This window comes from Oceanihabitans sp. 2_MG-2023, assembly GCF_030547245.1.
In the GTDB taxonomy this organism is placed as follows: domain Bacteria; phylum Bacteroidota; class Bacteroidia; order Flavobacteriales; family Flavobacteriaceae; genus Oceanihabitans.
This window is the reverse complement of the sequence record NZ_JAUOQT010000001.1, coordinates 158,467-179,678: the sequence shown is the minus strand read 5'-3', so window position 1 is coordinate 179,678 and position 21,212 is coordinate 158,467. Positions and strand designations below refer to the sequence as shown.

Here is a 21,212-nt window from a genome sequence, read left to right as displayed (position 1 = left end):
AATATATTCTATACATACATGCTATCTAAAAAACTATATTTGCATAATAATTTGCATATAATGGAAGCCAATTCGTTTATACTTTTAAGAAATAATACAACACCTCATAATGGAAAGTTTACTTGGTCTTCACCTAGTAATATTGCATTAGTGAAATATTGGGGAAAAAAAGAAAACCAAATACCAAAAAACCCATCTGTAAGTTTTACGTTAGATGCTTGTAAAACAACTACAAGTTTAAGTTTTGCTAAAAAAGAAAAAGATAATTCCTTTTCTTTTGATGTGGTATTTGAAGGAAAAAAGAATGAAGATTTTAAACCAAAAATAGAAACTTTTTTCAAACGTATTCAAACATATTTACCTTTTTTAAAAGACTATCACTTTACTATTGAAACAGAAAATACTTTTCCGCATAGCTCTGGTATTGCATCTTCTGCTTCCGGAATGAGTGCTTTGGCATTATGTCTTATGAGTATTGAAAAAGAAATAAACCCAAAAATTACTCAAGAATACTTTAACCAAAAAGCATCCTTTTTAGCACGTTTAGGTTCCGGTAGTGCTTGCCGAAGTATAGAAGGGGATTTAATAGTTTGGGGAAAACATGAAAATATTGAAGGAAGCTCCAATCTTTTTGCTATAAAATATCCATATACTGTTCACGATAATTTTAAAAATTACCAGGACACTATCCTATTGGTAGATAAAGGAGAAAAACAAGTTAGCAGTACTGTTGGTCACAACTTAATGCATAACCACCCTTTTGCAAAACAGCGTTTTAAACAAGCCAGTGAAAATATGACTAAACTTATGGATGTTTTTAAGACTGGTAACTTAAATGCATTTATAGATATAGTAGAAAGCGAAGCACTTACGCTACATGCAATGATGCTGACAAGTATGCCGTATTTTATTTTAATGAAACCAAATACCCTTGAGATTATTAATGCTATTTGGGCATTTAGAAAACAATCCGGATTACATATTAGTTTTACTTTAGATGCAGGAGCTAATGTACATGTGCTTTATCCCGAAAATGAAGCAGAAAAATGTATCGAGTTTATTAAAAATGAATTAGTTGCGTATTGCCAAAATGGTCACTATATTTGTGATACAATTGGTTTTGGTGCAAAACTAAAACCATAAAATTTGCGTATATTGGATAGAAGTTATTGCCAAATACTGCATATTAACAAAAAATATTTATGAAAGGACCTCTTTTTTACTCAAAAATTTTACTCTTTGGTGAATACGGAATCATTAAAGATTCTAAAGGATTATCTATTCCTTATAGTTTTTATAATGGTGCTTTAAAAATGGATGAAAACCCTTCAGCAGAAGCAGTAAAATCTAATGCTAGTTTAATAGATTTTGTTTCCCATTTAAAGCAAATCAATTCAGAGGTAGTCGTTTTTAATTTTAGCACATTAGAAGCAGACGTTCATGCAGGAATGTATTTCGATTCTTCCATACCACAAGGATATGGAGTTGGTAGCTCAGGCGCATTAGTAGCAGCTATTTACGATAAATATGCACAAGACAAGATTACAGTTTTAGAAAATCTAACACGAGAAAAGCTATTAAAATTAAAAACCATTTTCTCGGAAATGGAATCGTTTTTTCATGGTAAATCTTCAGGATTAGATCCTTTAAATAGTTATTTAAGTATTCCAATTTTAATACATTCTAAAGATAATATTGAAGCAACCGGAATTCCTTCGCAAACCAATAATGGTAAAGGAGCTGTTTTTTTATTAGATAGTGGCATTACTGGAGAAACAGCACCAATGGTGAGCATTTTTATGGAAAACATGAAGCAAGAAGGTTTTCGTAGTATGCTAAAAGATCAATTTATAAAACACACAGATGCTTGTGTAGACGACTTTTTAAAAGGAGATATCAAATCGCTTTTTAAAAATACCAAGCAACTATCTAAAGTGGTTTTAAATAATTTTAAACCAATGATACCAAAACAGTTTCACGAACTTTGGAAAAAAGGAATTGAAACCAATGAATACTACTTAAAACTTTGTGGTTCTGGTGGAGGAGGTTATATTTTAGGGTTTACAGAAAACTTTGAAAAAGCAAAACAGTCACTTAAAGAGTATAAACTAGAAGTAGTTTATAATTTCTAATAACGGTACTAGTACTTCAAATTGTTTCGCGCAATTTTTTGTAGTGTCGTATTAAAGATCTTATTCCATAAAACTATATGCTCTCCAGAAAACAAAAACATATTTTACTAAAATTTTTCAGTATGTTTTCTGTAGTGAGAGGGTACAATGTCCTCATTGTAGTAATAGCACAATATCTAACATCTGTTTACATTTTAGCGCATGATAAAACGGTTCGTGAAGTTGTTTTAGACGTAAATTTACTTATGCTAGTTTTAGCATCTGCCGCTACAATAGCAGGGGGTTATATTATTAATAATTTTTACGATTCCGAAAAAGATTTAATCAATAGGCCACAAAAATCCATGCTAGATAAATTGGTGAGTCAAAACACCAAGCTTTCTTTTTATTTTGTGCTTAATTTTCTAGCAGTTATCATGGCAAGTGCAGTTTCGTTTAAAGCCGTTTTGTTTTTTTCTATATATATATTCGCTATTTGGTTTTATTCCCATAAACTAAAAAAAACACCAATTATTGGCAATATTACTTCTGCAATTCTAACTATTACGCCATTTTTCGCCATTTTTATGTATTACAAAAATTTCGAACACGTAATTTTTGTACATGCAACATTCCTGTTTTTAATCGTTTCTATGCGCGAATTAGTTAAAGATTTAGAAAACATAAAAGGAGATTTAGCCCTCAATTATAAAACCATACCAATAGTTTATGGCGAAAAATCTTCAAAAATAATGCTTACATTTTTAAGTGCATTCACCCTAATTCCTTCCTATTTATTAATATATAGATACCAAATAGGTAAGATGAATTATTTCTTCTATTTAAGCACGATTCTATTAGCGGTATTTTTAGTATTACTATTTAAATCCAATACAAAAACACAATATCTAATACTACATAATATCTTAAAATTCATTATAGTTTCAGGGGTTTTTAGCATTTTGTTAATAGATGTAAACCTGCTTTTAAACAAATTAGTTTTACTATAAATTTGGGCGTTTGCTACTTCGTGAAAACTACGTAGCAACACGCTTTCGCAAGTCGCTTTTTTATATAAGTTTCTTTAAAAACATTAGTAATAAATAAATGTTTTATACGTGTTTTAAAAAATAGTAATAAAAAAAAAGAGCTCCAACAAATTGCTCAATCGTTAACGCAAGAAATTACTACCATCAAAAATAGTAACTCAACAATCGTAAATCATAATATATACTATATCTTTGCAGCATAATAAATTAAAAAATTCCCATTTCTAAGGGGGGAAATTATGAGTAAGCCAAGAGAAAATAAAAGCAAAGGAAAACCTTCAGGACGTGGTAATAATAACACACGTAACCAAAGCAATGCAAGAGGAAATGCTCCAATAAAAAATCAAGCAGCATCACAAAAGAAAAAGCAAACACCAGCACAAAAATCAGCTAATCCAGATCAAATACGTTTAAATAAATACGTAGCAAATTCTGGTATTTGTTCGCGTAGAGATGCAGATATGCACATCGCAACAGGATTAGTTTCTGTAAACGGAAAGGTCGTAACAGAAATGGGTTACAAAGTAAAACTAGAAGATGAGGTTCGTTTCGATGGAGCAAGAATAAATCCAGAAAAGAAAGCCTATGTTTTACTAAATAAACCAAAAGGTTTTGCGACAACAACAAGTGAGGGAAAAGGTCGTACAGTTATGGATTTAGTAGCAAATGCAACTAATTCTCGTATTAAGCCAATAGGTAGATTAGGTAGAAACAGTAAAGGATTATTGTTATTTACCAATGATGATTTAGTCGCAAGTAAGTTTACCAATTCTAAAAATGGTGTACCTCGTTTATTTCAAATAGAATTAGACAAAAACTTGAGAGCAGAAGATCTTAAAAAAATTAGAGATGGCTTTAAAGTAGAAGGAAAACTAATTGAGGTAGAAGAAGTAAGTTATATCGATGGTGTGTCTAAAAAAGAAATAGGCCTTAAAATTAAAAACACAGGAAATACTATTATTCGTACCATTTTCGATTATTTAAAGTACGATGTGATAAGTGTAGATTGTGTTGCAATTGGGCATCTTACTAAAAAAGATATTCCTCGTGGTCACTGGAAACACCTAACCGAGCAGGAGTTAAATACCTTGAAAATGTTATAATATTCCATTAACTATATATTACATAAAAGTGCGTACTTACCAAGTACGCACTTTTTTTTAATACTAGTTTTAAAACAAATAATAATCGGTATAGAAAAAAAATAAAAAAAAATAAAAAAAAAGTTTGTAATTCAATTTTTTGTATTTCATTTGTACTATAATTAGCTGAACAAATTGAACTCTGTTTCTATGTTCGGGCTTTTGGAAATTAGGAAGTCATATTCAAAAGCAGCTTACAGATTAAGCGACCGAATTTTAAAGCTAACTTCCGAGTATTCTTCTATAGGTGCTAGCCAGCATCAATACGCTTTTGTGCCTACTACAGAGCTAAAAATACAAGTTTGATTGAAGCATTATTATTTGTTTTAAGCAGCATTTTTGCGCTGTTTCCTATTTAAATTTTAACATTTTTAAAAATAATAATGAACACAAAATATATTGATCTAATCGATCAAACTTTCGATTTTCCACAAGAAGAATTTAAACTTGAGGATAATACATTACGCTTTCATGATATTAACCTTATGCAATTGGTTGAGCAATACGGAGCGCCTTTAAAATTCACCTATTTACCACAAATTTCTAATAATATTCAGCGTGCAAAAAAATGGTTTGCCGAAGCTATTGAAAAACATGATTATAAAGGAAATTATAACTATTGCTATTGTACTAAAAGCTCCCACTTTAAACATGTTTTAAATGAAGCTTTACAAAATGATATCCATATTGAAACTTCTTCTGCTTTTGATATTGATATTGTAGAAAGCCTTAAAAAAGAAGGGAAAATAACGAACGATACTTTTGTTATTAGTAACGGTTTTAAAAGAGCTCAATATGTTACAAATATTGCAAGATTGATAAATGACGGACATAAAAATGCCATTCCTATAATAGATAATTACGAAGAAATTGATTTGCTTTCTGAAGAAATAGAAGGTAATTTTAATGTTGGAATTCGTATTGCTTCCGAAGAAGAACCAAAATTCGAGTTCTATACTTCTCGATTAGGAATTGGATATAAAAACATTGTGCCATTTTACAAAAATCAAATTGCAGAGAACAAAAAAGTAGACCTTAAAATGTTACACTTTTTTATCAATACTGGGATTAGAGATAATGCATACTATTGGAATGAATTACAAAAATGTTTAAAAGTATATACAAGCTTAAAAAAGATTTGTCCAACGCTTGATAGCTTAAATATTGGAGGCGGATTTCCTATAAAAAACTCCCTAGCATTCGATTTTGATTATGCCTATATGGTAGATGAAATAATTAATCAAATTAAAACTACTTGCGAAGAAGAAGGAGTTGCTGTGCCTAATATTTTTACAGAATTTGGAAGCTTTACTGTTGGTGAAAGTGGCGGTGCTGTTTATGAAGTTTTATATCAAAAACAACAAAATGACCGTGAAAAATGGAACATGATTAATTCCTCTTTTATTACAACTTTACCAGACACTTGGGCAATTAATAAACGTTTTATCATGTTGCCACTAAACCGTTGGGAATCTAGTTATGAACGCGTTTTACTTGGTGGTTTAACATGTGATAGCGATGATTATTACAATAGTGAACAACATATGAATGCTATTTATTTACCAAGATATAATAAGGATAAACCATTATACATAGGCTTTTTTAACACAGGAGCTTACCAAGAAACCATTGGTGGATTTGGTGGTTTACAACACTGTTTAATTCCGTCACCAAAACATATATTAATAGATAGAGATGCAGACGGAAATATCTCTACAAAACTATTTAGTGAACAACAAAAAAGTGAAGACTTACTTAAAATTTTAGGGTATGCAAACTAAAACTTATGCAGGTATTTCGGAAGAATTTTCGAAACTTGAAACATCAAAAATCGTGTTAATACCTGTGCCTTATGATGGTACAAGTACATGGCAAAAAGGAGCAGATAAAGGTCCAGAAGCATTTTTACATGCTTCAGAAAATATGGAGCTTTATGACATTGAAACAGAAACCGAAGTGTACCAACAAGGTGTATACTTAGCAGATGCTGTTACAGAAAACAGTTCGCCTGAAACAATGGTTGATGCTGTGCACCAAGCAACAAAAAAGTATATTAAAAAGAACAAGTTTGTTACCATTTTTGGAGGAGAACATTCGGTGTCAATTGGTACGGTTCGTGCTTTTCATGAGATGTATCCTAATTTAACCGTTTTACAATTAGATGCGCATGCAGATTTGCGTAAAGAATATGATGGCTCTACATGTAATCACGCCTGTGCTATGTATGAAGCTAGTCAAAATACAAACTTAATCCAAGTTGGAATACGTTCAATGGATATCATGGAGAAATCTGTTATGGATGTGGATAAAACCTATTTTGCACATGAAATGGCTGTAGATGATACTTGGATGGATACAGCAGTAGATCAAATGACAGAAAATGTATTTATAACCATAGATTTAGACGCTTTCGATCCTTCCATAATGCCAAGTACTGGTACACCAGAACCTGGAGGTTTATTATGGTATGAAACACTAGAGTTTTTAAAACAAGTTTTTGAAGAGAAAAACGTAGTAGGCTTCGATATTGTAGAACTTTGCCCAAATAAAATAGATAAATCATCCGATTTTCTTGCAGCAAAATTATACTATAAAATGCTAAGCTATAAGTTTCAAAATGAAGCATCAGAAGATGATTATGACAATACTTTTGACAGTTCCAACGTAAATAAAAATAACAACACTAAATTTCAAGACGAAGATGAGTACTAAAGGACCAATTTCGCAGTTTATAGAAAAACACTATTTACATTTTAATGCAGCAGCTTTAGTAGATGCAGCAAAAGGGTATGAAGCACAACTAGAAAGTGGTGCAAAAATGTTAGTTTCTCTTGCAGGTGCAATGAGTACTGCAGAACTTGGTAAGAGTTTTGCAGAAATGATTCGTCAAGATAAAGTACAAATCATTTCGTGTACTGGTGCAAACTTAGAAGAAGATATCATGAACTTAGTAGCACATTCACACTATAAACGTGTGCCTAATTATCGTGATTTAACACCCCAAGACGAATGGGATTTATTAGAAAAAGGGCTTAATAGAGTAACAGATACGTGTATTCCAGAAGAAGAAGCGTTTAGACGTTTACAAGCACATATTGTAAAGATATGGAAAGATGCTGAAGCTAAAGGGGAACGCTATTTACCTCATGAATATATGTATAAAATGCTATTGTCAGGAGTATTAGAGCAATATTACGAGATTGATATTAAAGATTCATGGATGTATGCTGCTGCAGAAAAAAACCTACCTATTGTTTGCCCTGGTTGGGAAGACAGTACTATGGGGAATATTTTTGCAAGTTATGTGCTTAAAGGAGAATTAAAAGCAAGTACCATGAAATCTGGTATTGAATACATGACTTTTTTAGCAGATTGGTACACAGATAATTCACAAAAAGGTATTGGTTTCTTCCAAATTGGAGGAGGTATTGCTGGCGATTTTCCAATTTGTGTAGTACCAATGTTATATCAAGATATGGAAAGACCAGAAACACCATTTTGGAGTTATTTTTGTCAAATTAGTGATTCTACAACAAGTTATGGTTCGTATTCTGGAGCAGTTCCTAACGAAAAAATCACTTGGGGAAAACTAGATATCGACACCCCTAAGTTTATTATTGAAAGTGATGCAACTATTGTTGCTCCATTAATTTTTGCTTATCTGTTAGGACAATAATGGAACCAAAAAATATTGATAATATTGAGCTTAAATATCTAACTGTTGGTGATTTTGAAGAATTAAAAGAAGCAACGTTAGAATCCTATGGAGGAGTGCTTAATTCGTATTGGAAAAAACACCATATAGAAGAATTAACTTCTATGTTCCCAGAAGGACAAGTAGTTATTAAAATAGATGGCGATATTGCAGGTTGTGCATTATCGCTTATCGTAGATTATGATGCTATTGATGATGAACATACCTACGAAGACGTTATTGGAGGTAAATCTTTTAAAAATCACGATCCAGAAGGCGATGTACTCTATGGTATTGATGTGTTTATTAAACCACAATATCGAGGTTTGCGTTTGGGTAGAAGATTGTATGATTATAGAAAAGAAGTTTGTGAAAACTTAAATTTAAAAGGAATTGTTTTTGGCGGAAGAATGCCAAATTTTCATAAGCACAATCATTTAACTCCGAAACAATATATTGAAAAAGTAAAGCGTAAAGAAATTCATGATCCTGTTTTAAACTTTCAAATTTCTAACGACTTTCATCCTGTTCGTGTATTAAAAGGATATCTAGAAGGAGATACGGCTTCTAATGAATATGCGGTTTTAATGGAATGGGATAATATCTATTATACCAAACCAAATAAAAAAGCTAGTACAGTAAAAACAGTAGTTAGACTAGGCCTAATACAATGGCAAATGCGCCCATATAAAGGTTTAGAAGATTTAATGGAACAAGTAGAGTATTTTATAGATAGTGTAGCTGCTTATCGATCTGATTTTGCTGTTTTTCCAGAGTTTTTTAATGCACCATTAATGGCAGAGTTTAACCATATGCATGAGCCAGATGCTATTAGAGAATTAGCAAAGTTTACAGAAGTTATTGTGCGAAAAATGCAACAGCTTTCCATATCGTATAATATCAATATTATTACTGGTAGTATGCCTGAAGTGGTAGGAGATAAACTGTATAATGTTGGTTATTTATGTAGAAGAGATGGAAGTGCAGAGCGTTACGAGAAAATTCATGTAACACCAGACGAAGCAAAGGTTTGGGGAATGCAACGTGGTCACAAATTACAAACTTTTGAAACCGATTGTGGTAAAATAGGCATTCTAATTTGTTATGATTCTGAGTTTCCAGAACTATCTCGTTTGTTAGCAGATGAAGGGATGGATATATTATTTATCCCTTTTTTAACAGATACACAGAATGGCTATTCTCGTGTACGTTTATGTGCGCAAGCAAGAGCTGTAGAGAATGAGTGTTATGTAGCTATATCAGGTAGTGTAGGTAATTTGCCTAATGTAAATAACATGGATATTCAATATGCACAATCTGCGGTATTTACACCTTGTGACTTTTCATTTCCAAGTAATGGAATTAAAGCAGAAGCAACAACAAATACCGAAATGATTTTAGTAGCAGATGTCGATTTAAGTTTGTTAAAAGAATTGCATTCTTTTGGCGCAGTAAAAAATTTAAAGGATAGACGAAAAGATTTTTACGATGTTATTAGAATTAATAACAATAAATAATATATTTAAACTTTAAAATAGTAATTATAGGATTAGATTTTCGCTCCTGTCTATATCTAGATAGGTTCACGGAAAGGAAAAAAATTTTTAAATGGCAAATAAAAAAGACAACCTAAAGCGAGTAATTGTAGATTTTAAAAAGCTAACTCCAGAGATTTTAGCATTATTGGTAGAAAAATATCCGGATGGATATGATGAAGACCAAATTATTTCATTTAGAAATATTAAAAATGAAATTGTAGAAGCCGTAGAGGTTACAACAGAAGATACTAAGTATCTTGTAAAAGTAAGCACTAAACTAGCTGTAACTATGGAGAATTATGATGAAGATGACTATGAAGATTTTGATGATAATGATCCAGAAGCAGTGCAAGAACCAGAGATTTCTGATGAGGATTTAGATTAAAATCACAAGATGATTTTTAATAAATCATAATACTCTTTAGTAATATGTAAACCATTATGCCCTGCATCTGTAATAGGATGCAGCATAATGTTTTCAGGATTTAATACCTTTAGTTTTTTGGTGTTTGTTTCTGGGTTTATTAAAAAATCTCGGGTACCATAACAAATATGGATTGGGCATTTTACTTCCTGAACAAATTGGTAAGAAGGTATGTCATATCGCATTAAAAATTTTGGGACTGGAGGAGCAATTTCTTCTGCAATTAAAGTTTTCCAAGAATAATATGGCGCATTTAGTATGAGCATTTTTGGATTGTTTTTTGACGCAACATAACTTGCCATACCGGTACCTAATGAGAATCCTAAAACAGTAATTTTATCTTCGCTATAAAGCATTTTAGTGTAGTCGTATACTTTTTGCGCATCATTAAATAGCTCATCACTATTGCTATAATTTCCATCACTTTTTCCGTAATTTCTATAATCAACAAAAAGTACATCGTAATTGTTTTCTAAAAATAAATGTGCTCGTTTCCCCCAATCATGTATCGCGCCTGCATTACCATGAAAATATAAAATAACCCCTTTAGATGCTTCGGCTTTAAAAAGAACTGCGTTTAAAAAAATGTCTTTTTCTACTTCAATATTAACTTCTTCAAAAGGTTCTGTAAATTGAAAAACATAATCTTTATCTAAATGTTTCGGATTAAAAAAGAAACGTTCCTGTTTAAAGTATAGAAAAACTAAGGAGAGCAGATATAATACTATTAAAGCAACAACGGTTCTTTTTAAACGTCTAACTATTTTTCTGAAATTAATTTTCAAGAGATTTCTTTTTTAATGTTTCATACAAAAATACAGTAAAAACTATAATATATTCTAAAGCAATAATATAAAGGTTTTCAGACTTGTCTGCTTTGTCAATATTAATGTAAGCCAAATAACTAAGTATAATAACAAAACTCCAAACTAATGGAAATTTATAATTGGTGAAAATCGATAGTATTAATAATGTCGAAATATACCAAGGATGAATAGTGGTGCTTAAAAACAAATAAAAAACAAAAGCAAATAACATCGATTGTATTAGTTGTTTGGTTGTTTTGTTTTTTTTGAAAAATGCTAGATATAACACAAAAAGCAGTATCAAAGCAGGAAGTATTTTGCCAATAATAGCAATTTCATTATAACCTCTAAACCAATAGCCTATTTCTCGAGCGATATAATAAACACTTGCATTAAACTCGAAATTTTGAAACCATAACCCAACGGTTTGTGCATAATTATTTACAAATTCGGAAGAGTAAAAAGGTAGAAATAAGAGAAGTGTTGTAAAACCAACAATACTATAAAACCAAATTAATTTGGATATTCCTGAGTAAAGAGAAGTTCTTGTTTTGTTTTGAGTTTTTTCTACCATACTCGAAGGAATAGCTGTTTTTTGAAACCACTTAAAAAACAATGGTAAAAATAACAACGGTATTAACTTTATCGAAACGGAGCAAGCAAAAACCACTGCAGCTTGTTTCCATTTGTTAATATGTAGTAGGTATAAACTCCAAATTAAAAAGAAGAGCATCACGCCTTCAAAATGAAGGTTTCCTGTTAATTCTATAATAATAAAAGGGTTTAAAATGTACCAAAAGATATGGTGTACAGGAAGCTTTAGCTTTTCTAAAAGTTTTTTTCCAAAATATAGGGTTCCAAAATCTGCAGCAATAATTATAAGCCTTAAAACGATTGCAGAACCTAAAATGCTTTTTCCTGTAAAAATATCTGCAATTATAAAACAGAGTTGATTTAAAGGAGGATAGTTTGTAAAATGACTTCCGTTTAACATTCCCATTCCTGCATACAGTTCTTCTGCTTGTTCTATAGGTAATTCACTATTTATTATAAAGGATTCTGGTGTGTATAAATATGGATTAAAACCTTCTAAAATCATCCTTCCATCCCAAATAAAACGGTAAAAATCTTGAGATAGATTGGGTATGGCAAGAATAAAAACGACTCGAAATAGAAAAGCGATATAGGTTAATAGCTTGATTTTGTTTTTGTTGTGCTCTACTAATTTATAAAATAGAAAAAAAAGGGCGACGTATAGAGTTAGTAGTTTCATATAGTCGGTTCTTACCAAATTATAGGCAAAAACAAAATAAAATAGCATGCTTGATAATACCAATAATAGGTACGGTTTTTTTAACTTTAAAAAGATGTTCTGGTATCGCATGAATCAAATATAAATATTATTTGTTTGTCTGTTTTAAAGGAGATGTTAAATGCATGCTTTAAAATGAATAACACATAGTTTGTGTGCAAATAAGTCTGTGTTTTTATTTGCTCCTTACGCTATTGAAAATATTTATTTAACAGTACAATTGATAATGCTTTGTTATTTTTGTAATTAAAATTAGTAGCTATGAAAAATATATTTAATTGCGTTGTTTTTTTATTTCTTCTTGTTTCTTGTAAATCTGAAGGAGATAAAAAAACAGATATAGTTTCCGCTGAAAATGAAAAAACAAATAGTTTAGTAAATACAAGTAAACAAGCCTTTTCAGAAAAAGAAAATTTTAAAAAGTATTGGTATGCAGGAAAAGCGGAGCTTAATAGTTATGTGTTGAAACAGTCTAGATATAATGAAATTCGTACAGGGGAAGTAGTATTGATTTTTGTAACGGAACCATTTTCTTTAAGTAAGCAAGTGAAATTAGATGCACCACAAAAAGCAGGAGATGATAAGGTAACAGTGATGAAATTAAACCAAGTACGAAAGTTTCATACGGGTATTTATGACTATTCTATTGTGACTTCTACGTTTACTCCTGTAGATTATATAAATTATCCGTTAACCTTAAAAACAACAACGAGCATTCAAGAATGGTGCGGACATACCTTTACGCAATTAAATCTTGAAGGGATGCAGTATAACTTTAAACAATTCTCTTATTTTGAATCAGATGGAGATGAAGAAAGAAGTTTTAAAGCTGCTTGGTTAGAAGAAGATTTAATGACGCGAATTCGTATACAGGACGGACAGTTACCAGAAGGAGAAATTATGTTAATTCCATCTACCATATATAGTCGTTTTACTTATACTAAAATGCAAGCTCAAAAAGCAAATATTAAGAAGGAAGCGCTAGAAAATACTACATCTTACACGGTTACCTATTTAGATATTGATAGAACGGTTACTATACTAGTGGAAAAGGAATTTCCATATAAAATATTAGAATGGACCGAAGATAATGGCGATGGATTAGTTACTTCGGCTACTTTAAAAGCAAGCTTAAAAGAACCATATTGGAACCAAAAAAGTTTGGAAGACGCGTCTAAAAGAGAAGCGCTTAAATTATTGCAATAAAATCGTTTTTATTTAAAATCACTTTCTAAGAATTAACTTACATAGGAATTTATATTGCGATTCTTATTTTTGTTTTTCGTATTGTTAATCAGGTGTTTATACGCTAATGTATTTTACTGAAAACCTGTAATTTAGATGGGTGTAACCAATTGTAGTATTTCTACTATAAGTAATCTTTTTTAATATGTATAACAAAAGAAAAAAACCCATTAATTATTTGTCTGTATTGCTACTTGTATTTTCTTTGTTTTTTACCATACTAAGTTGTAATGAAGTAAAAAAAAATACTGAAGTACAGGTTGATAAAGAAACACCTATTGCAATAGAAATCCCTGAATATTTTTTGCTTCGTCCAGAAGTGGAGAAAGCATACGGATATTCGCATGCTGTAAAAATTGGCAATGCAATAAAAATATCAGGAGCTGTGAGTATGGATGATGAAGGAAATCCTACAGCAGTTGGTGATTTAGGACAGCAAATGAAAAACTGTTATGCTGATTTAGATAAGATTTTAAAGCATTATGGTTGCACTTTTGACGATGTAATTGTTGAAAATGTTTTTACTACTAACATGCCTTTATTTTTAGAAAACGCAGCGTATAGAAATTCTATTTATACAAAGCAATTTCCAACAGGTTCTTGGCTTGGTGTTAAAGAATTAGCCGTTCCAGAATTTATGATAGAAATTGAACTGGAAGTGCATAAATCGGAATAGTTTAAGCTAGATACTGTTCTTATTAACAAGTGAATTTTGAACATGTAAGCTGTAGCTGCGTTAGCGATGGAACGGTTTGTTTGAGCTCCTCAAAGAGAGCGAGTAGTGAGAGCGCGACCTTTAGGTAACGCCCAATAAATTAGGCTTTAGAGGTTAGAGATTTAAAAAATACAAATCCGAAACCAATAAAAAGCATGAGGTGAAAAGGGAAAAGCCCGAAATCTCCTCCTTGGTCGCCAACTACAAAAGCGCTGTACATTCCAAAAGCAAAATAGAGCATTAATATACCTTCAATAATTACATGTGCTGAAATGTTTTTCTTTAAGTATTTATTGCCTTTCCAACTATCTTTTATACTATTAATATTGAATTTTGGTGTACGAACAAAATCGCTACGTTTGCCAAAATGACCTTCTAAAACAGCAATAGAATTATGCAAAGAAAAACCCATTGCTATGGAGAAAAAAGTAAAAAACAAAGCAATGTACTGTATGAAATTTTTCACGGTATTACCGTAGGTTTTTTTATACATGTACCAATAACATATAAAGAAAATAAGTGTGCTTATTACAAAGAAACTCATTACATAAAAATAATTTTTTAAATGTGCATATTCATTTTTTATGTAAAGCATTGGTATACTTAAAATAGCAACAATTAGTACATTTAAAAACATGGTGGAGTTTAGTAAATGTAATATGCCGTGTACTTTTGTTTTGGTAGAAATATTTTTGCTTTTAAGAACATTTAATAGCATTTTTCTAAAGTTTTCTGCACCACCTTTGTTCCATCGAAACTGTTGCGATCGTGCTGCACTTATTACCACTGGTAATTCTGCTGGAGTTTCTACATCTTCTAAATATTTGAATTTCCAGTTTTTTAATTGTGCTCGGTAACTTAAATCTAAATCTTCGGTAAGGGTATCTCCTTCCCAGTTTCCAGCATCAATTATGCAGGTTTTTCGCCAAACACCAGCTGTGCCATTAAAATTAATAAAGTGCCCTTTACTGTTTCTACCAACTTGTTCTAAGGTAAAATGTGCATCTAATGCAAAAGCTTGAATTTTTGTTAATGTAGAATAGTTTCTATTTATATGTGCCCAACGGGTTTGTACCACACCAATTTGAGTATCTTTAAAATGTGGAATGGTTTGTTTTAACCAGTTTTTATTAGGAAGAAAATCGGCATCAAAAATAGCAATAAATTCTCCTTTAGCAATTTCTAAACCTTCCTTTAGCGCTCCAGCTTTAAATCCTTTTCTATTGGTTCTACAGATGTGTTTTATATCTAAGCCACTTGCTTTAAGTTTCTCAATTTGTTGGGCTGTAGTTTCTATAGTTTCGTCGGTAGAATCATCTAAAACCTGAATTTCTAGTTTGTCTTTTGGATAATCCATTTCTGCAATATTATCTAACAAACGTTCCATAACATATAACTCGTTATAAACAGGAAGTTGAATAGTTACAAATGGAGTTTCTTTTGTGCTTTTTAAATTGAATTTTGGGGAATGGTCTTCTTTTTTTTGAGCAGCGATATAATTAAATAATAGGTTTAATTGTGCTAATGCATAAAAGAAAATTAGCAGTAAAGCAGTAGAGTATATTATGATGATGATGGTTTCTAAAATCATTTTTTAAAGCTGTATTTAAAGATCCAACCAAGTATTTTAATTCCTGCAAAAACACTTCCTTTTACGGTTCCTGAAACTTTAGAAACACCAATTCTGTTTCTGTAATGTACAGGTATTTCTACATAGGTTAACTTTTGTTTTAATGCTTTTAATTGCATTTCTACGGTCCAGCCATAGGTCTTGTCTTCCATGTTTAGCGCTAGTAATTTATTATATTTAATAGCTCTAAAAGGACCAAGGTCTGTAAACGTTGTGCCAAAAAAGAGCTTCATTAAAAAAGTAGCTAACCAATTCCCAAAAATTTGTTGCGGTGTCATAGAACCAACTTCCCGTAATTCTTTTACCCTTGCACCTACAACAAAGTCTGTATTGTTTTCTATAATTGGTTGTATGAGCTTGGATAGTTCTTGTGGGAAATCGCTATAATCTCCATCTAAGAAAACAATAATGTCTGGTTTGTGTGCTTGTTTTGCAACGTAATCCATGCCTTTTAAACAAGCATATCCATATCCTTTCTTATTTTCGGTTAAAACAGTTGCTCCAGCATTTTTCGCGTTTTCTTCTGTGGCATCGGTAGAGTTGTTACTAATGACAATAATTTCGTCGACTGTTTTAGGAATGTCCTGAACCACATTCGCTATAGAATCTTGCTCATTATAAGCAGGTATTATTACTTTTATTTTGGGCATTTATTTGAGGTCACTTAGTTTATTCTCTTTTTTAAACGTTGCTATATCGGTCCACGTTTTAATTTTTTTTCCTTCGGAATATTTACTTGCTGCTATTATTTCTTCCTTATTATATAGTAAGCAATAGCCGTTTTTTAAGTTGTTTTTTAGTTGGCACTTATGATTTATTTTCTCGTTTTCATCATAAAATAACCACCAGTCTATTTTTTTTCCATTTTTAAAATGCCCTTCTTTTTCTTTAGTTCCATTCTTGGTATAGAACATCCAATATTGGGTTTCCAAACCTAATTTAAAAGTGCCAGATTTTGATTTTTTTCCATTATTAAAATAATATTTCCAAAACCCATTTTCTTTTCCATTTATAAAAAGGCCTTCGGATTGTAAAGTGCCATTGTCAAAATAATTTTTCCAGTATTGTATTGGTTTTCCGTTTGCAAAGGTACCTTCTTTTTTTAGTTTACCATTATTGTAATAGAATTTCCAGTAATTATTAGGTATGCCTTGATTGTAATTGCCTTCTTGTTGCAGTTTTCCATTAGAGAAAAACGTTTTCCAAAAACCTGTTTCTAAATTATTTTCAAAATAGCCTTGTTTGTTTTTACTTTTGTTTTGAAAAAAATAAGCCCAAAAACCAGATCGTTTTCCGTTTAAGAAATGCCCATGGGCTTCTAGATTTTTGTTTCTGTAATAGAATTTCCAAAAACCATTTTCTAAATCGGTTTTGAATGCACCTTCTTTTTCAATGCTTCCGTTTTGGTAATAGAATTTCCAGTATTGCGTTTTTTCTTTGTTTTCTATCCAACCTTCTGCTTTTAAATTTCCATTTTTATAATAGGTTTTCGAGTACGTTTTTTCCGCGAAAACGTTACCACTTAAAAGGATTATAAAAAGTAATAGAAGGTTTTTCATTTTAAATTTAAAAAGAAATAAAGCTTACTAGTTTTTATTTAGTAAGTCCATTAGATCTACATCATTACCTAATAAAACTTCAGTCGGATTAATTCTTCCATCCATACTATCATTTTCTAATTTTAACACACCTCTTGGGCAAACCGCAGAACAAACCCCGCAACCAACACAGCTGGACCTTACAATGTTTTCTCCTTTTTGTGCATAGGCACGAACGTCAATTCCCATTTCACAACTGTTAGAACAGTTACCACAAGAAATACATTGTCCGCCATTGGTAGTAATTCTAAATCTTGAGAATAAACGTTGTTGAATTCCCATAATAGTTGCCATTGGACAACCCATTCTGCACCAAGCTCTATTTCCTAATATTGGGTAAAAACCTGTACCAATTACTCCAGAGAATATGGAACCAATTCCAAATCCGTAAAAAGTACGTAATGCGCTATCGAAGTTATAGGTGTTTTGGTTTATACCGAAAGAAAAATAGCTAGCGTTAATTTTTATCTGACTTAAATCGAAAAAGGAAAAGAAAATTAAAAAAGCGATGGTTAATACATAAAAACCAATAGCACCTCTAAACGCACTTTTGTTTAATTCTTTTCTTTTGAAATATAGAATTCCAGCAAGCAAAACAGTTAAGAAAACTCCAATACTAATTAAGAATACATTTTTTGTGAACCAATATTTTTCGGAATCATAACCTAAATAGGTAGAGATTACGGCAACAGTGGTTACCACAGAGAATACAAGAACAGAATTAATCATCCAACGTTCAAATTTCCATGCTTTAACTCCTTTGTCGCTTAATTGCCTAAAAGAATCTCCAGCAGTTTCTGCTAGTCCGCCACAACCACAAACCCAGGAGCAATACCATCTTTTTCCATATTTATAAGTTAAAAAAGGAGAGATAACAAAAATCATGACTACTCCTAAGATTAAGAAAAATAGTCCAACGGTTTGTGCATTTATAAATTGATCCACTCGCCATTGATCAAAGGCATAGTAGTTTAAAGGCCACATGTTTTTAAGGTCGTTGTAGGGTAAGGAGAAATCATCAGAATTTAAACGCGCCATTAATTCTGGAATTACAAATGCAAAAGCAGTTTGAAAAAACATAACCGATGCAGTACGTAATTGTTGATAGCGATTGTGTCTATATTTTAGCATAAACTTGTAACCAAAAGCTAATATTGCTACTGTGTATAAGGTACCGTAAACAAACCATTGACTAGCATTATTACCACTTAAAAGGTTACTTAAAGGATCGAAAAGTGCAATTAAACCAGTATTTGCTGCACCATCTACACCAAGGCCTAGATATTGCGGATAAAAATACAGAACAATATAAAATACCGTTAATACCACACCTAAAGCCCAACCTAAAACACCACGAGAGGAAATAGACTTAAACCAAACACCATCATTTTTTATTCCTTCTAATTTATGAAGATATGCCTCTCTAGAATATAGAATGGTACCGCCTGTAATTAAACCTAAAGAAATCGCTAAAAATACTGCTCGATTAGGAAAGTTAATATTAAACAAAGCTAACACTAGGATGCATAAACCAACTAGACCAGTGGCTAATGCTAATTTTTGTTTTGTAGTTATGTTTAAAGCATCTGGTGTTGCCAAAGACATGCTATGATCGATCTTGTTACTCATTATTTTTAGGGATTATGCGGTTTGTAGTTTGTTTGTGTAAGCAAGGAGAATTTCTTTCTCAAAGTGCTTATAAAATTCCGGATCAAAATTAGCTTGAGCTAGATGTTGCATAACAAAATCTATATCCCGTTTTTCGGTTAGCCAACGGTCAAATACTTCATGACGCATTCTAATTCCGAAAGTATTAATGCCAAGAAAGGTGTTGTCTACCGTGTTATAACAAACCGTAATACATTTGGTGTCGTCTTCGTGTTTCCAATGAAAATGTGCTTCATTTTCTCTAGGTTTAGAAAATACCCAACCATAGGTTTGGTATTCAATATCTAAAAATTTTGCCGAGTTAAACCAATGTGCTGGTTTGTATTCTGTAGGGTTTCCACAAATAGTTTGTGCTAAAGCTTCTCCCATCATTCTACCTGTATACCAAACGGCTTCAATAGGTCTTCGCTCTCCAATACCACCTTCACGTTGCTCTGCACAATCTCCAATAGCATATACATTAGGAATATTTGTTTCTAGTTTTCTGTTTACTAAAATACCCCTACCAGTTTCGATATTAGAAGTTTTTAAAAATGCTATATTCGGAGAAACTCCTGCCGTTAAGCCAACCACATTACAAGCAATTTCCTCATCGGTTTCTGCAATTACTATAGATTTAACTCTTCCGTTTTCATCTGATTTTATCTCTTTTAAATTGGTAGATAAACGCAAATCAATATGGTGGTTTTTAATGTGTCTATTAATCATAGCGCTTTCACCTTCAGGTAAAACGCCATTCCAAAAACTATTTTCTCTTACTAAAAAAGTAACTGGAATACTTCTAGAATTTAGCATTTCTGCCATTTCAATTCCTATTAAACCACCACCAACTATTACCGCTCGATTGCAAGCTTTGTTATTTGGTGCGTTTTCTTCTAAAGTATCTAAATCTTGTTTGCTATATAAGCCTTGAACACCTTTTAAGTCTTGTCCTGGCCAACCAAATTTATTAGGTTTACTTCCAGTTGCTAGTACTAAAGTGTCATATTGTAAGCTGTCTCCTTCTGCGAATTGTAGGGTTTTAGTGTCTGTATCTATAGTTTCTACAAACCCTTTTTTTAATTCTATTTTGTTTTTTTTCCAAAATGAATTTTCATAAGGTTGTGTATGCTCAAACTTCATATGTCCCATATATATGTACATTAAAGCGGTACGAGAAAAGAAATAATCAGTTTCTCCAGAGATGATAGTGATTTTTTTATCCGAATTTTTTCGAATGTGTCTAGCTACTGTTACACCAGAAATTCCATTTCCTATAATAACTACATGTTCCATATTTAGGTTGGTTTTAAATTGTACTGAAGGTTAGGTCGAGATACAAGATAAAAACTTAATTGGTATTCCATATTTAGAATTAATATAAATTGGATTGAGATGTAAGGTTTTTCAATGCATGTAGACGTTGGTTTTTTTTATTTTTTTTGAAAGTTTTAAGAAACATTTAAGACTGAAGCAAAAGTTATTACGATTTTGAATACTGTTTTTGACTGGATTTTTTCAGCAAGACGTCTACGAATTAAATAAAATAATACTATGAAAAATACCATACTAATTGTGTTTGTCTTGCTAGGAAGTCTTTCCGCGAAAGCACAAAACTTAGAAACTTTTTTTAAGCAAGCAGATGCGTTTTTGCAAGCAAATGTTGTAAATGGAAAAGTAGACTACGAATCTATTAAAAAGGATACAAAATCACTTAACGAAGTATTAGAGCTAGCAGCAAATATTACTATAAATAAAGAAGACGCTAAAAACTATCAGGCATTCTGGATAAATGCTTATAATTTATCAGTTATTAAAGGGTTAGTAACTAATTATCCTACTAAATCCCCATTAGAGGATAGCGGTTTTTTTGATAAAACAAAATACACTTTAGCAGGAGAGAAAGTAACCCTAAACACCATTGAAAACACGCTGCTAAGAGCTCCGTTTAAAGATCCTCGTTTTCATTTTGTTTTGGTGTGTGGCGCAGTTGGTTGCCCTCCATTAATTAGTAAAGCATACCTGCCAAGTACCTTAGAAAAACAATTGCAAAAGCAAACAGTTTTAGCTTTAAATGGAACTTATTTTATAAAAATAAACCCTAAAAAGAAACAAGTAGAGGGTTCTAAGATTTTAGAATGGTATAAAGAAGATTTTACTAAAAACGGAACAACTGAAATAGAATATATAAACACGATAAGAACAGAAAAAATTCCAACAGACTATACGTTAACCTACTTTGAATATGATTGGAGAATTAATAAACAGTAATGAAGTAATAAAAGAACAATAATGAAAAAT

The 21,212-nt window shown here is 31.5% G+C and carries 19 protein-coding genes; 12 read left to right on the top strand and 7 right to left on the bottom strand.

Features of this window, described 5'->3' with window-relative positions; genetic code table 11:
- Positions 1–60 precede the first annotated feature (60 nt).
- From Q4512_RS00745 to Q4512_RS00705, 9 genes are all read left to right on the top strand, one after another.
- Positions 61–1,143 carry a diphosphomevalonate/mevalonate 3,5-bisphosphate decarboxylase family protein gene (locus tag Q4512_RS00745; protein ID WP_303421814.1) on the top strand — a complete coding sequence of 361 codons (1,083 nt, stop codon included), beginning with the start codon at positions 61–63 and terminating at the stop codon, positions 1,141–1,143.
- A 59-nt stretch (positions 1,144–1,202) separates the two neighbouring features.
- Complete coding sequence (locus Q4512_RS00740) at positions 1,203–2,132, top strand: mevalonate kinase (protein WP_303420562.1); 930 nt, start codon at positions 1,203–1,205, stop codon at positions 2,130–2,132.
- A gap of 77 nt (positions 2,133–2,209) precedes the next feature.
- Positions 2,210–3,121: a geranylgeranylglycerol-phosphate geranylgeranyltransferase gene (locus tag Q4512_RS00735; protein WP_303420560.1), complete on the top strand. Its 912-nt coding sequence runs from the start codon at positions 2,210–2,212 to the stop codon at positions 3,119–3,121.
- A 278-nt stretch (positions 3,122–3,399) separates the two neighbouring features.
- Positions 3,400–4,263, top strand: coding sequence for a pseudouridine synthase (locus Q4512_RS00730; RefSeq protein ID WP_303420558.1), 864 nt, complete (start codon positions 3,400–3,402; stop codon positions 4,261–4,263).
- 422 nt (positions 4,264–4,685) lie between these two features.
- On the top strand, positions 4,686–6,083 hold the full coding sequence (locus Q4512_RS00725) for an arginine decarboxylase (protein ID WP_303420556.1): 1,398 nt from the start codon (positions 4,686–4,688) through the stop codon (positions 6,081–6,083).
- On the top strand, positions 6,073–7,014 hold the full coding sequence (speB, locus tag Q4512_RS00720; protein WP_303420555.1) for an agmatinase: 942 nt from the start codon (positions 6,073–6,075) through the stop codon (positions 7,012–7,014). Before Q4512_RS00725 ends, speB begins: the two co-directional genes overlap by 11 nt.
- On the top strand, positions 7,004–7,978 hold the full coding sequence (locus Q4512_RS00715) for a deoxyhypusine synthase family protein (protein ID WP_303420554.1): 975 nt from the start codon (positions 7,004–7,006) through the stop codon (positions 7,976–7,978). Before speB ends, Q4512_RS00715 begins: the two co-directional genes overlap by 11 nt.
- On the top strand, positions 7,978–9,513 hold the full coding sequence (locus Q4512_RS00710) for a bifunctional GNAT family N-acetyltransferase/carbon-nitrogen hydrolase family protein (protein WP_303420553.1): 1,536 nt from the start codon (positions 7,978–7,980) through the stop codon (positions 9,511–9,513). The genes Q4512_RS00715 and Q4512_RS00710 overlap by 1 nt, the downstream gene beginning before the upstream one ends.
- A gap of 91 nt (positions 9,514–9,604) precedes the next feature.
- Complete coding sequence (locus Q4512_RS00705) at positions 9,605–9,919, top strand: hypothetical protein (protein WP_303420552.1); 315 nt, start codon at positions 9,605–9,607, stop codon at positions 9,917–9,919.
- 2 nt (positions 9,920–9,921) lie between these two features.
- On the opposite strand, the gene Q4512_RS00700 is transcribed toward Q4512_RS00705, so the two are convergent.
- Together Q4512_RS00700 and Q4512_RS00695 are read right to left on the bottom strand one after the other, a co-directional pair.
- Positions 9,922–10,743, bottom strand: coding sequence for an alpha/beta hydrolase (locus tag Q4512_RS00700; RefSeq protein ID WP_303420551.1), 822 nt, complete (start codon positions 10,741–10,743; stop codon positions 9,922–9,924).
- On the bottom strand, positions 10,733–12,148 hold the full coding sequence (locus Q4512_RS00695) for a mannosyltransferase (RefSeq protein WP_303420549.1): 1,416 nt from the start codon (positions 12,146–12,148) through the stop codon (positions 10,733–10,735). The genes Q4512_RS00700 and Q4512_RS00695 overlap by 11 nt, the downstream gene beginning before the upstream one ends.
- Before the next feature lie 189 nt (positions 12,149–12,337).
- Here Q4512_RS00695 and Q4512_RS00690 point away from each other — a divergent pair, with 189 nt between their 5' ends.
- Together Q4512_RS00690 and Q4512_RS00685 are read left to right on the top strand one after the other, a co-directional pair.
- The gene (locus Q4512_RS00690; protein ID WP_303420548.1) at positions 12,338–13,282 is read left to right on the top strand and encodes a septum formation inhibitor Maf; all 945 of its coding nucleotides are present in this window, start codon (positions 12,338–12,340) and stop codon (positions 13,280–13,282) included.
- A gap of 184 nt (positions 13,283–13,466) precedes the next feature.
- Positions 13,467–13,997, top strand: coding sequence for a RidA family protein (locus Q4512_RS00685; RefSeq protein WP_303420546.1), 531 nt, complete (start codon positions 13,467–13,469; stop codon positions 13,995–13,997).
- A gap of 139 nt (positions 13,998–14,136) precedes the next feature.
- Here Q4512_RS00685 and Q4512_RS00680 read toward each other — a convergent pair whose 3' ends face one another.
- From Q4512_RS00680 to Q4512_RS00660, 5 genes are read right to left on the bottom strand one after another with little or no spacing between them, the layout of a single operon-like run.
- A complete protein-coding gene (locus tag Q4512_RS00680) occupies positions 14,137–15,627 on the bottom strand; it encodes a cellulose synthase family protein (protein ID WP_303420544.1) in 1,491 nt (496 codons plus the stop codon).
- Entirely contained in the window at positions 15,624–16,316 is a 693-nt protein-coding gene (locus Q4512_RS00675; protein WP_303420542.1) for a glycosyltransferase family 2 protein, read from the bottom strand. Before Q4512_RS00675 ends, Q4512_RS00680 begins: the two co-directional genes overlap by 4 nt.
- Positions 16,317–17,225, bottom strand: a complete 909-nt coding sequence (locus Q4512_RS00670; protein ID WP_303420540.1) for a toxin-antitoxin system YwqK family antitoxin — start codon at positions 17,223–17,225, stop codon at positions 16,317–16,319.
- 27 nt (positions 17,226–17,252) lie between these two features.
- Positions 17,253–18,893 carry a 4Fe-4S dicluster domain-containing protein gene (locus Q4512_RS00665; RefSeq protein ID WP_303420538.1) on the bottom strand — a complete coding sequence of 547 codons (1,641 nt, stop codon included), beginning with the start codon at positions 18,891–18,893 and terminating at the stop codon, positions 17,253–17,255.
- A 12-nt stretch (positions 18,894–18,905) separates the two neighbouring features.
- The gene (locus tag Q4512_RS00660; RefSeq protein WP_303420536.1) at positions 18,906–20,207 is read right to left on the bottom strand and encodes an NAD(P)/FAD-dependent oxidoreductase; all 1,302 of its coding nucleotides are present in this window, start codon (positions 20,205–20,207) and stop codon (positions 18,906–18,908) included.
- Positions 20,208–20,465: 258 nt separating this feature from the next.
- Between Q4512_RS00660 and Q4512_RS00655 the strand changes: the two genes are divergently transcribed.
- Complete coding sequence (locus Q4512_RS00655) at positions 20,466–21,182, top strand: DUF547 domain-containing protein (RefSeq protein WP_303420534.1); 717 nt, start codon at positions 20,466–20,468, stop codon at positions 21,180–21,182.
- Positions 21,183–21,212: the final 30 nt, after the last annotated feature.